Source organism: Flavivirga spongiicola, from assembly GCF_030540825.1.
GTDB lineage: Bacteria > Bacteroidota > Bacteroidia > Flavobacteriales > Flavobacteriaceae > Flavivirga > Flavivirga spongiicola.
Window position 1 is genome coordinate 3,459,604 of record NZ_JAUOEO010000001.1, and the last position, 13,614, is coordinate 3,473,217.

General features: G+C 33.9%; 10 protein-coding genes. 7 read left to right on the top strand and 3 right to left on the bottom strand.

Translation table 11 applies throughout. The annotated features are described in order from the left end of the window. Positions 1 to 110: 110 nt before the first annotated feature. A complete protein-coding gene (locus Q4Q47_RS14000) occupies positions 111 to 380 on the top strand; it encodes a hypothetical protein (RefSeq protein ID WP_303307269.1) in 270 nt (89 codons plus the stop codon). 109 nt (positions 381 to 489) lie between these two features. On the opposite strand, the gene Q4Q47_RS14005 is transcribed toward Q4Q47_RS14000, so the two are convergent. From Q4Q47_RS14005 to kduI, 3 genes are read right to left on the bottom strand one after another with little or no spacing between them, the layout of a single operon-like run. Next, the gene (locus Q4Q47_RS14005; protein ID WP_303307270.1) at positions 490 to 1,665 is read right to left on the bottom strand and encodes a DUF4861 family protein; all 1,176 of its coding nucleotides are present in this window, start codon (positions 1,663 to 1,665) and stop codon (positions 490 to 492) included. 21 nt (positions 1,666 to 1,686) lie between these two features. Beyond that, a complete protein-coding gene (locus Q4Q47_RS14010) occupies positions 1,687 to 2,478 on the bottom strand; it encodes a gluconate 5-dehydrogenase (protein WP_303307271.1) in 792 nt (263 codons plus the stop codon). A 17-nt stretch (positions 2,479 to 2,495) separates the two neighbouring features. Continuing rightward, positions 2,496 to 3,338 carry a 5-dehydro-4-deoxy-D-glucuronate isomerase gene (kduI, locus tag Q4Q47_RS14015; protein ID WP_303307272.1) on the bottom strand — a complete coding sequence of 281 codons (843 nt, stop codon included), beginning with the start codon at positions 3,336 to 3,338 and terminating at the stop codon, positions 2,496 to 2,498. 128 nt (positions 3,339 to 3,466) lie between these two features. Here kduI and Q4Q47_RS14020 point away from each other — a divergent pair, with 128 nt between their 5' ends. The 6 genes from Q4Q47_RS14020 (at position 3,467) to Q4Q47_RS14045 (ending at position 13,518) form a co-directional block, all read left to right on the top strand. Further along, positions 3,467 to 4,486 carry a LacI family DNA-binding transcriptional regulator gene (locus Q4Q47_RS14020; RefSeq protein WP_303307273.1) on the top strand — a complete coding sequence of 340 codons (1,020 nt, stop codon included), beginning with the start codon at positions 3,467 to 3,469 and terminating at the stop codon, positions 4,484 to 4,486. Positions 4,487 to 4,827: 341 nt separating this feature from the next. Beyond that, complete coding sequence (locus Q4Q47_RS14025) at positions 4,828 to 6,741, top strand: prenyltransferase/squalene oxidase repeat-containing protein (RefSeq protein ID WP_303307274.1); 1,914 nt, start codon at positions 4,828 to 4,830, stop codon at positions 6,739 to 6,741. Between the two features lie 75 nt (positions 6,742 to 6,816). Then, positions 6,817 to 8,811, top strand: coding sequence for a sulfatase family protein (locus Q4Q47_RS14030; protein ID WP_303307275.1), 1,995 nt, complete (start codon positions 6,817 to 6,819; stop codon positions 8,809 to 8,811). An 18-nt stretch (positions 8,812 to 8,829) separates the two neighbouring features. Further along, positions 8,830 to 10,401, top strand: a complete 1,572-nt coding sequence (locus Q4Q47_RS14035; RefSeq protein ID WP_303307276.1) for a sulfatase — start codon at positions 8,830 to 8,832, stop codon at positions 10,399 to 10,401. 63 nt (positions 10,402 to 10,464) lie between these two features. Beyond that, positions 10,465 to 12,621, top strand: coding sequence for an alginate lyase family protein (locus tag Q4Q47_RS14040; protein WP_303307277.1), 2,157 nt, complete (start codon positions 10,465 to 10,467; stop codon positions 12,619 to 12,621). Positions 12,622 to 12,753: 132 nt separating this feature from the next. After that, positions 12,754 to 13,518 carry a T9SS type A sorting domain-containing protein gene (locus Q4Q47_RS14045; RefSeq protein WP_303307278.1) on the top strand — a complete coding sequence of 255 codons (765 nt, stop codon included), beginning with the start codon at positions 12,754 to 12,756 and terminating at the stop codon, positions 13,516 to 13,518. Positions 13,519 to 13,614 lie beyond the last annotated feature (96 nt).

Consider the following 13,614-nt stretch of genomic DNA (forward strand, 5'->3'; position numbering starts at 1 on the left):
GAAGTCATTTTAGCTATCTTTATATAAAAGTTTGCTGTTTTATTAGAAAAGTAGCTTTTTTTTTAAGGTTTCAACTATTTAATAAGGTTTTATTATTTATTTAAAAAAAGATGGAAAACGGTTATATAATATTAGGCATAGTTGCATTATTGTTTTTAAGTATGTATGGTTACTCATATTTGTCAGTAGCTATGGAAAAAATTAAGCTTAATAAAGAAAAGAAAAGAGAAGCTCGGAAAGATGAATTAAGACGTCAGGAACGGATTAAAAATCAAGAAGCTAGAGATGAGAAATTTCGAAAGTTTAATAAACGAAAAGAAGAAATTAAGCATGAGCTTATGTTGTTAGAAAAAATGAAGGAAAAGCAGAAAGTAAGTTAATTGAAAATGATGCATAACTAATACTAAATAAGCTAATTATTTAGTACCGAAATAATTATTTAAACCTGAGCAATAATATTATTGCTCAGGTTTTTTATTTGTATAGTATTTATTTAATAATTTCAATTCTTAACGGGTTCTGTAGTTTTTTAGAGAATAGATTTAAATGGTTTTCCCATGCTTGTTTTGTATCAAATTGCCCGCTTTCTTTCCAACCAAAACCAGCGTAATAAACTACTTTATTGTTTGCTACTTTAAGATGCGCATAAGCATTACTTAAATCTTTTGAATCTATATCATATTTTTCAAATCCAAGAAATGTATTTTTTGATGCTATAATGGCAGTTCCAAGTTCAGATTCACCATGCGGCTGCCAATAGCTTACCCAACCAGCAGATTTGTCTCCTATTACTTCTCCATCTTTTTCATGTAATGTTAAACCAGCAGAAATGGTATTGATACCTTCTAATGTAATAGTAAACTTTGAAAAATTATTACCAAAATCCAAACTTATGACTCTTGATTCTTTTACCAATTTGCCATCTGCATTCCAATCTTCATATTCTAAATAAAAACTGGTGCGTAATGGACCTGTTGTTATCGTTTTCCAATGCGTATAGTTTTTAGAAAAGTAATAAGTACTATCAACTTTAACAGCTATACCACCAACACCACGACTTACACCCACATGAAAATTGTCTAGGCCTTCACCAGTGTCTTCATGGTAAGTTCCCGTACCCTCTGTGGTCTTTTTATACCATTTATTAATTATAGGGTAATCCACTTTTTTTAACCAGGCATCAACGCCACTAGAAAGTGTTCCACCCTTTTGGTTTTCTTCTTTTAGTCTTTGGGCTGTTGGTCCAAAAACTCTAAAGGCTACGCGGTCATTTTCCCAGGCATAATCATCAGTACGTTCTGGTACAAATCTTGAATAACAATATTCTGGAGCTATTTGTTTTTCAGTTTCAGTAACCGTAATTAGTTCAAATTTTTTTTCTGAATTTGCTGCAATATTTGGTTGAAACAAAATGACATCTAGTATACCATCACCATCATTATCTACAGTTTGAGTAATTTGCAACTGCCCTGTTTCTTTATCTCGAATACCTATCATAGCTAAGTCTTCAGCGTTTAAAAGACTTTTAGTTAATTCTACGGTTTCAAATGACCGTTCTGTGTCTAGTGTATTTTTTACCAAAATTGATGGTGTTTTTTCTTTATTAGAACAAGAAGAAAACAATACCGCTACCAATAAACAAGTAACTAATTTATAAGTATTCATGGAAAATGATTTTAAAGATTATTATGCTTCGTTTGATGGTTTACCTATGGTGGCCAAAATGCCTCCGTCTACATAAACGACATGACCATTTACAAAGTCACTTGCTTTAGAGCTTAAAAATATTGCTGCTCCTTGTAAATCTTCTGGATTTCCCCAACGCCCTGCAGGTGTACGACCCATGATAAATTCATTAAAAGGGTGACCATCTACTCTAATGGGAGCGGTTTGGCTAGTTGCAAAATAGCCTGGTCCGATTCCGTTTGTTTGAATATTAAACCTTGCCCACTCTGTAGCCATACTACGAGTTAACATTTTTAAACCACCTTTTGCAGCTGCATAGGCACTTACTGAAGTTCTACCTAATTCACTCATCATTGAACAAATGTTAATGATTTTGCCACCACCTCTTGCAATCATGCCTTTAGCTACATATTTTGAGACAATAAAAGGACCAACCAAATCGACTTTAATTACCAGTTCGAAATCTTTAGTTTCCATTTCAACAATTGGCGTTCTTTTAATAATACCAGCGTTGTTTACTAAGATATCGATTGGACCAACTTCTGATTCAATTTTTGCTATAGCGTCTTCAACGGCTGCATCATCAGTGACATCAAACACATAACCATGAACATCCAATCCTGATGCTTTATATTCTTTAAGTGCATCTTCTAATGGACCACTTGTATTATTGTTTACTACCAATGTAGCTCCTGCATTTCCTAGTCCTTTTGCCATAGCCATTCCTAAACCATGTACGGCACCAGTAACTAATGCTACTTTTCCTGTTAAATCGAATAAGTTAATTGACATATATTTACTTTTTAATTTTATTTTAATTCGTTTATTTTACAATGATCCATATCGCCGTAATCTAGATTCTCACCGGCCATTCCCCAAATAAAGCTATAGCTACTAGTTCCAGAACCTGAGTGAATTGACCAGGGTGGAGAAATGACAGCTTCGTTATTTCCCATCCATAGATGTCTTGTTTCCTGGGGTTGTCCCATAAAGTGACAAACAGCTTGATCTTCTGGAACTTCAAAATAAAAATACACTTCCATTCTTCTGTCATGTACATGTGCTGGCATAGTATTCCAGGAGCTTCCAGGCTTTAGTGTAGTCATTCCCATTTGTAATTGACAAACATCAACAACGCTATTCACTATGTATTTTCTTAGTGTTCTTGCATTTGCTGTTTCTGGAGCCCCTAATTGGATAACTTCTACATCTTCAGTACCAATTTTTTTGTTAGGATATGACATATGAGCTGGTGTAGAGTTCATATAAAAAAGAGCAGGATTATTTTCAGATTTACTTGAAAACTCAATAACCTTATTCCCTTTACCTACATAAAGTGCTTCTTTGTGTTCTAAAACATAAGAAGTTCCATCAACCGTTACTGTTCCTGTCTCTCCAACATTTATAATCCCGAGCTCTCTTCTTTCAAGAAAGTAATCGGCTTTTAAAGGGTCTATCGCTTCCAACTTTAAAGCTGACTCAGTTGGAACAACACCTCCGGTTATAAATCTATCGTAATGAGAATAGACTAAATTTATTTTATTAGGCTCCAACAAATTCTGAATTAAGAATTCATCTCTTAGTCTTGAAGTATCATATGACTTAACATCTTGAGGTGATGCAGCATATCTTACGTTATATTGTGTTTTCATTGTAATATTTTAGAAGTTATGTGAAATATATTTTTACAAATATATACAATTTACATGAAAATACAATCGATTGTATTTTGAACTTTTACTATATTTGTTTTATATTGAAAAGAAAAGACTCATTTTTAATGGAAATAAACAAGGTTACTATACATGATATTGCTAAGGCATTAGGTATAGATAGTTCAACTGTTTCAAGAGCTTTAAACGACAGTTCGAGAGTAACAAAAAAAACAAAAGATAAAATTCTTAAAAAAGCAGAAGAACTAGGGTATCAGCGTAATCTTTTAGCTTCTAACCTTCGAAAAAATGTTACAAATACAATCGGGGTTGTTGTCCCCCGAATTTCACGTCATTTCTTTTCTTCAGCAATTCAGGGGATTGAAGAAGCGGCTTATCAATCTGGTTATAATGTTATTATTTGTCAATCTTTAGAGCAACTTGAAAGAGAAAAAAATATATTAGAAAGCCTTGCAGCAAATAGAGTTGCGGGTGTATTAATTTCAATCTCTATGGAAACTATGAATTATGATCATATGAATGGACTAAAACAAGGTGGTATACCGTTTGTGTTTTTTGATAGACATTGTAGTATACCTGAAAATAATAATGTCCTTATTGATGATTTTAAAGGAGGTTTTGATGCTACTCAGCATTTAATAGACAAAGGATGTAAAAATATTGTTCATTTTTCCGGACCACAAGAATTAGGGATCTATAAGAATCGTTTTGATGGCTATAAGGCAGCTTTAAAGAAAAACAATTTGCCATTCAAGGATGCTTATGTTTTAAGCTCTAGATTGATGGAACAAGATGGTTTTGAAAATGCCAAAAGCCTTTTGGAAAATGTTCTGGATTTTGATGGTATTTTTTCAGCTAACGATGTTGCAGCTATTGGAGCCATGAAATATTTATTAAATGAAGGTATTAAAATTCCTGATGATGTTGCCATCGTAGGTTTTAGTAATGAACCAATTTCAACAGTTATTAATCCTGCTTTAACAACTATTAACCAACCGGGATTTGAAATGGGAAAAATAGCAACCGATTTATTGCTAAAACAAGTAAAAAATAAAACGACGTTACTAAAAACGCAAACGATCATATTAGATTCAAATTTGATTGAACGTGATTCTTCTAAAAAATAAAGACATTCAAGTCTACTGGGAAATGATATAAAAACATTTTGTCTCAAACTGAAAATTTAGGAAGACTCAGAAAATGAAACATTAAGACCTATATAAAGAAACATTTATACTTCATTGTAATTTTTGGGATTTCTAAATTTACAAAACTGATTTTACTTATTTTCAGCTAAGTTTTAATCCTTGTCAACAAGGCTATTTACTTATAGTTTGTACAAAATGAAATTAATGGAAAGTAGAAGCCTCTTTGACCAAGCATATTAGTATGATAAAGAGTATGGAGGTCATATAAAATCATCGCTTTTTTGTTTGGTTTGTAAGCGAGCTACTCTAAAAATAAAATATTGGAAAATAAACGTAGAGAATTTTTGAGAACAGCTGGAATGGGAGGGCTATTGTTCATGTCGTTACCATCGATGGGGCCATATAATTCTGGGATAGTAACCTTTAATGATGATTTACTGTTGAAGACGAGTAGCGAATTACTTAAACAATGGGGAGATACTTTACTAAAGTATCAAATAAACAATAAAAATCTAGAAGTGCTCTATGGAGGATTAATGTGCCCTGCTTGCGCAAGAATTCACGGACGCTGCCCAGAGGCTATATATCCATTGATGTATCTTGCCAGTGATACTGGAGAGAAAGTGTATTTAGAGTCTGCAATGGCGTTGTATGAATGGATGGAAAAAAACGTTAGTCAACCAGATGGATCCTGGGTTAATGATGTTAATGTTTCCAATTGGGTAGGTACAACTGTTTTTATGGCTATTGCCTTAGGAGAAGCTTTGATGAACCATGGTGAACTATTAGGGGAAACCGTAAAACAACAGTGGTTGCAAAGGTTAAAAAAAGCAGCAGATTTTATTAATAGCAACTTTCATATCGGGTATTCCAATATCAATTATCCAATCAGTGCTGCGTACGCATTATCATTATCAGGAGATTTGTATAATAATGAAGCATACAAAGAACACTCAAAAAAATTAGCACATCAGGCACTTGATTATATAACTCCTAAGAATAATTTATTATTAGGAGAAAGAGGAAAAGGAAATGATCAAGCCAGCTCCAAAGGTTGTTACCCAGTTGATTTGGGCTATAATGTAGAGGAGTCCCTTCCCATGTTGGTGATGTATGGTTTGCGAACCAAAGATACTTTGGTGTTAGATGCTGTAAACAAACTTTTAGCTGCACACATGGAGTTTATGCTTCCAGATGGAGCGTGGGATAATAGTTGGGGAACCCGAAGTTTTAAATGGTCGTATTGGGGTAGCCGCACAAGTGATGGCTGTCAAACTGCTTATGGGTTATTAGCAGATAAAGATCCTAGATTTTATAAAACGGCACTGCAAAACACCCAGCTACTTAAGGCATGTACTCATGATGGTATACTTTATGGAGGGCCACATTATAAAACCCATGGCGTTTCACCTTGTATTCATCATACATTTTGCCATGCTAAAGCGTTGGCAACTATTTTGGATAAAGGACTTCCTGTTAAATATGATAATATCCCTGATAACATGAAGCTGCCAAGGGAAAACCCATATGGCGTAAAAGAAATGTCAGATATAGGTACCTGGTTGATTTCTGGAGAGCATTGGAAAGCTACGATAACGGGCTATGATAAAGAGTATTCATTCAAGAATGGTCATCCTACAGGAGGCGCATTGTCCATGTTATGGCATAAAAAGATGGGGCCCGTTCTTGCTTCCAGTATGAATAAATATCGACTGTTTGAAACACCGAATATGCAGCACAATTATGATCCAAATTCAACCTCACTCACGGCAAGATTTCAAACAGTGGATGGTGAATTTATGAATATAAGTGATCTAAAATCTAATATTGAATATCGAGAGTCTGAAGAAAAGATTGAATTTACTATTGAGTCAAAATTGGTAGATGAAAATCAGAAATCTCCAGAAAGCGGAGAGATAAATGCTAAGCTACAATATACTTTTTCAGAACATTCGGTGAAAATAAGTGCTCAACATGATAGCATAAATGAAGATAAGGTGCATTTTGTAATACCCATTATTTCATCGTCTAAGGAGCCTTTTCAACAGACCTCCAGAACGTTATTAACCGTGCAAAAAGAAGGCACTGCATTGCTCATAAAAACAAATAAACCAATCAAAATTTTGCCAACCTTAAAGGAGAAAGGCCGGATTTTTAACCACGTACCTGGCATGGAGGCCATCCCATTGGTCTTAAAAGGAAATCATGTGGTAGTAGAGTTACAGGAGAACTAAGATTGATGAACATTAATAGTTATGTAAACAAGTGTTTAAAAGAATATGAATATCATTAAAACTAAAAGAATAGTGTTGATAAAATTAATAAATCGCTTACTACTTTTAACAGGAATCGTGGCCATAGTATCTTGTGGTAAAAAGATTATTGAAAAACAAATAGTAGAGAGACCAAATTTTCTATGTATTACATTTGAAGATGCAAGCCCTTATGGGCTTAGTTGTTATGGTAATCCCGATTTTAAAACACATACAATCGATAGTTTAGCAAAAAGAGGAATTTTATATACCAATGCATTTTCTACTGCTCCACATTGTTCACCTGCAAGATCTACATTGATAACAGGTTCATTTGCGACTACTTATGGTATGGATGTGCATCGGGAAGATTATGAAACACCTCAGCATATCTTTTACTCAGAGATTCTAAGAAAGCATGGCTATTTTTGTACTAATAACACAAAAACAGATTACAATACGATCCTAAATGATAAGAGTTTTTGGGATGAATGTGGAGTCAATGCAACTTATTGGAGTAAACAAAGAAAACCAAACCAGCCTTTTTTTGCTGTATTTAATGCAAGTGCGACCCACATGGGAAGGATGCGCACTATAATTACAAAAGACAGAGGGAGATACAAGAAAATGGGGATAAATCCGGAGACAATACAATTACCTAATTATGTTCCAGATTTACCAGACGTACGTTCAGATTTGGCTGTTCATTTGGAGTCCTATAAAGGCGTAGATCTTTGGTTACGTACTTTTTTAAACGATTTAAAACAAAGAGGGTTGGCAGAAAATACCATCATTTTCTTTTATAGCGATCACGGAGGTTGCTTACCTAGAGGGAAGGGGTTTCCGTTTGAATCTGGCTTAAAAGTTCCCTATATAGTCCATGTCCCAGAAAAATGGCAAAAGATATACGGAATCAAGCAAAGCATCATAGAAGATAGGTTAATAGGTTTCGAAGATTTTGCTCCTACAGTTCTTAATTTGGCAGGTATAGAGATTCCTGGATTTATGCAAGGACACCCTTTTTTAGGACCAGAATCTGATAAAGAAAAACAGTACCAGTTTGGTTTTAGAACCAATCAGGAAAATTATCATTATGATCCTTCAAGAACAGTTAGAGATGGTAAATATAAATACATCAGAAATTATATTCCCCACAAACCATTTGCTTTAAGAAATTTGTATCAGTGGGGGATGCCTGCAAATTTAGCATGGGATAATTATGTTTTATCTGGAGCTTGTAACAATGAGACCTGGTTACAACCATTTAAACCAAAAACGTCAGAGATGTTATTCGATTTAGATAAAGATCCTAACGAGTTAAATAATCTGGCAGACAACCCTATTTATTCGAATAAATTAATAGAGCTAAGAACAGCGGTATCAAAACATATTCGTGAAACAAAAGATTTAGGTTTTTTCTTTAGAGGAGGTCGAAAGAAAGAAGAAGGCTTATATAAATGGGTTAGAAAAACTAATTTTCCATTGGAAGAGATGTACGATGCGGCGGAAAAAGCAAGTATGCCAACCTTGAGGGATATACCTTATCTAACAAAATTGTTATCTAACAAACATGCAGATATTAGATATTGGGGAGCGGTAGGTTTTAATACCCTTGCTTCAAGAGGAGACATTAAAGAAGTTCCTTTGGTTTTGAAAAATGTAGTAAAAGATTCTGTTATTCAAGTTTCAACAATGGCTGCCGAAGCACTTTGTTATATTTCGGAGGATGACAAAGCACTTTCTCTTTTATTTGAAAGGTTTAAGAATAATGATAATACCGCCTATTCGGCATTGGAAACGTTGACCTGGTATCCTAAGCAAAAAAAGAGGGTGGCAACTTTAGCGGGTAAATTGGAAAACCTATTGGCTGAAAATGAAAAAAATAAAGATGATAGAATGAGTATCTATTTGAAGATTCGTTCCTTAATGGTAAACATAGGTAAGTTACCCGTTAAAGATTTATATCCTGAAAGTCATAAAGAAAAAGGACGATTGCTTAATATAAAATCTAGACAATTTCAGTATCCTGAAGGCGTCATATTATATGAATAATGATATAAACTCACTTTTATGAAAAATATATATCTGTTTTCGTTTATCATTTTCTCCTGTGTATTTCAAGCATGTTCACAGGAAAACAGTGATGCTGTAAGACCAAATATTCTTTTTATTGCTGTTGATGATTTAAAACCGACTATTGGAAGTTTTGGAGATAGTTATGCTATTACACCAAACATAGATAAGTTATCTGAAAAGGCTACAATTTTTTTGAATAATCACACACAACAAGCTATTTGTGGTCCGTCTAGGGCAAGTTTAATGACAGGAAAGCGTCCTGATTATACAAAGGTTAGAGACCTGAAGACTAGAATGCGAGATGTTAACCCTGATATTTTGACAATCCCTCAATATTTTAAAGAAAGTGGGTATACGACTGCTATAACGGGTAAAATTTTTGATTTTAGATGCATAGATAAATTTGGAGATAAAGTTTCTTGGACTATTCCATATATAAGAGAATATGATATAGATTATCCAGAGAAATATGGCAAACCCGAGATAAACTATTATCAAAATAAAGAGATCAAAGCGAAATATACCCAACTTAAAGAAGAAGCCAGATCTAAAGGTATTAAGGATGTAATTCAATATGCAAAGGATAGATTTAAACCTCCTTTTGAATCGAGTAATGCACCCGATGAAGCCTATACAGATGGCGCCATCGCGGTTCATGCTTTGAAATTATTAGATACCGTTACAAAGGACCGTTCAAAACCCTTCTTTTTAGCTGTTGGGTTTAAAAGGCCGCATTTACCCTTTGTAGCACCAAAAAAATATTGGGACTTGTACAATAGAGAAGACGTGGTATTAAGTGCTTACCAGAAAAAAGCGAAAAAGAGCACAGATTTGGCATACCACAACTCTTTTGAATTGTTAAAATACAAAACTCCAGAGATAGATTACATTGTAAAAGATGGTTTGTTGGAATTAAGTTCAGATGCGCAAAAAAAACTAATACATGGCTATTACGCCTCCGTGTCATTTGTAGATGTTCAGATAGGAAAGATTGTAAAAAAGCTAAAACAATTAGGATTAGACAAAAATACGATCATCGTGCTTTGGGGAGATCACGGTTGGCATTTGGGAGATCATAGTATGTGGAACAAACATTCTAATTTTGAACAAGCTACACGCTCCCCTTTAATAATAAGCGCACCCTATTTAAATAATGCAACTTTAAAAGTAAGTTCTCCCACCGAATTTTTGGATATTTTTCCGACCCTATGCGAACTATCTGGGGTGGATATTCCAGAGGAATTAGACGGAAAAAGTTTATTTCCAATAATGAATGGTGCAAAGAAAGAAGTAAAGAAATATGCGGTTAGTCAGTATCCTAGAGGAGATAACACAGGGTATAGCTTTAGAACCGGAAGCTATAGATATACCGTTTGGATAGGAAATAATAAAAAAAGCACAGATGTCATAACCCTTGATGACATTGTGGCTCAGGAACTATATGATTATAGTGTTGACCCTTTGGAAACATCCAACTTTTTTGGAGAAAAAGAGTATAAATCCATTGAGCAAGAATTGCTCGCAATGGCAGAGGCATTTTTTACAAGAGAAGTAAAACAAAAATAGATGGTGTGAATGATAACTATTATGCTTGTAGTTGAATTGACATTAAATTATAGATAACTAAATATGATCTTAAGAATAAATCATTTTGTAATTCTTTTTCTCTTAATTGGATTCAAGACTGTTAAAGCTCAAAAGAGTCAAGTTTTAGAAAGACTCGATTTGAATAATCCACAATTATTGGAAACCAAAGAGGCTTATCAAAAAGGAAATGAGAAGGCTGCATTAGAGTCATTATTGACATATTATCGAAAAAAAGATGATATGTATTTAAAGGCTTTTAAGAGTGATATTGATTTTATTAAAACCCAATACCGTGAAGCGGTAGATAGAACGGTGAAAACCGCCAATGAAGTATTGAAAAAGTCTTTTATGTTTCGATACGAATGGGATATGGAAAAAACAAATATACCATACCAATTTAAGGGAGAGATAAATTGGACAGCGTCTCCCAATGGTGATCCTGAGTGGTGTTATATGATTAACAGACATCGTTTTTGGATTGATCTTGGAAAGACTTATTTTTTAACAGGAAAGGAAAAATATGCAAAAGGTCTTGTTAACCAAATAGCGCATTGGATTGATAATAACCCAATAGAAGATAGGCTCAAAAAATTATCGTGGAGAAGAATAGAGGCTGGTATTCGTTGTGAAAATTGGATTAAATCTTTTGAATATATTAAAGAATCAAAATATGTGACTCCAGAGTTTTTGGTGAAATTCCTGAATGCCATGTATGAACATGGCATGTATATAAACAGCTCGTATAACTATTTTTCAAAAACAAGCAATTGGGGTGTTTTAGAATTCCACGGATTGTTTAATTTATCCCATTATTTCACGGAATTTAAGCTGGCCCCTCAATGGCAGCATGACGCTATTGATCATTTAGCAAATAATATACAATTACAAATTCTGGAAGATGGCAGTCAATGGGAGCAATCTCCCATGTACCACAATGAGCTTTTTCATTGTTTTATGAATGTGAATTTAATTGCACAGCGAAAAAATATCGTACTTCCAGAAATTTTAGTTCAAAAAACTAAGGCTATGGCATACGCTAACATAAAATGGCAAAAACCAAATTTCCATCAACCCATGTTAGGAGATAGTGATGATACGGATTTACGAGGGTTACTTACGCAGGCTTCTTTTATATTTAATGATGAGGTTATAAAATCAAGAGCATTAAAGACCTTAGATTACGAGACCTTTTTTACACTTGGGAGAGAAAATTACAGAACATACCAAAATATGACATCCTCTCAGCCAGATTTTTTATCTGCTTACCAGAAAAGTTCGGGAGATTATTATATGCGTTCTTCATGGAAAGAAGATGCTACATATACCAGTCTGCATTTAAAAAAATTAGGGAATGGGCACGGGCATGATAATATTTTACATTTTACACTTTTTGCCAATCAAAGAGATTATTTGGTAGATGGAGGGCGCTATACCTATGTGAATAATGAATGGAGGAGACTATTCAAGAGCAGTAAGAGTCACAATACTTTGGGAGTAGATGATCTGCCTAATAGTATTTATAAAAACTCATGGACCAATGAATATGAAGCACGTTCGCAAGGGATATATACAAAATCGACTAGCGATTTTGATTATGCAGAAGCAGAAAATACAGCCTATAAAAGATTGAAAGATCCCGTTTCAATGAAGAGAAGAATGCTGTTTTTGAAACCAAATATTTGGTTGGTGTTTGATAGCTTTTCTGCCAACGGGAGCCATAAATATTCGCAATATTTTAATTTTCCAAACAACCTTATTGAAATAAAAAACAATGGACTGTCTACGACATACCCAAAAGATAATCTAAGGATACAACCCATAAATGAAACCCGTATCGAGTTGGTTGATGCCTGGTGGTCGCCGGAATACAATCTGAAAAAGAAAAGTAAACGTGCTGAATTATCTAAAAGGGCTAAAGGTTTCAGTTCTTTTATTTCATTGTTGTACTTCCCGGAAACCACGGTATTGCGATTCGAAAAAACACCTGTATATAACCGTGAAGATGAATTGATTTCAGACACAGATGCTGAGGCGGTAAGTATTTTTTATGAAGATAAACAATATACGCTCTTCATAGTCCACAATTCTCCCTCACCTAAGACTCACTTTTTTAAAGTAAATAATCAATTGATATATGGGGAAGTCGTATTGATTGAGAAAGGTATAAATGGAAATAAAATTTTAGTTATTAAGGAATAACATAGAGCTTAAACTAACAGTCAGGCTCCTTATAAATAGATGTAACATATAGCATTTAAATAGGTAACATCAGTTGGATCGTATTTTTAAAGGACTTCCTAAATTGTAGTATTAATTTAACTTATAATAATTATGAAGAAAAAATACTCAATTAAGACACATTTGACTTTTATATTTGTGTTAAGTCTTTTATTAGGTTTTGAAGTGTCTGTAAATGCTCAGACCTTTAATTTTGATACTGATACTGACACAGAAGGTTGGACATCATCTAATGGAACACTGGCTGTTGCTGGAGGTATTATGACCTTAACACCAAATGTAGGAACAACTAGCCCAGGTGCTAAGTATCCAAATGCTCTAAACCCTGCTAATGGACAATACTTACATGTATTATGCACAACTCCTGGTCCGGAAATTGATAGACGAATTCGATTTAGAGTTGATAGTGATGGTACATGGACAACTCAAAATATTATAATTTCTGCTAACCCCCAAACATATAATTTTGATCTCAGTAGTAATCCAGGCTGGACGGGAACATCTATAAGTGATATAACCATTCGTTTTCAATCAAATAATAGTACAACAGCATCTGTAGAAAACGTTTCAATTGATGCCATAATTTTTGACAACAATCCAACATTGAACATCGTGTCATTAGAAAGATTCGATTTCTCATTCTTTCCTAACCCAACCCAAGATAAGATAAACTTAAAAGCTAATGAGCCTATTAACCAAGTTCAAGTATATACCTTATTAGGTAAAGAAGTTTTAAATTTAGACTTAGGCGACATATCTAACCCAAACGTGGATATCTCTAGCTTAAGTGTTGGAATTTATAATATGAAAGTTAGCATTGGCGATTCAGTTGGAGTCGTAAAGGTTGTTAAAAAATAGAACAAATCAATACTAATTAGTTAAAGAACGGTTTTATAGATAAGCCAGTTTTTAAGATTTTAGAAAAAGGTTAGGGTTATGAATATTTGTGAGCAC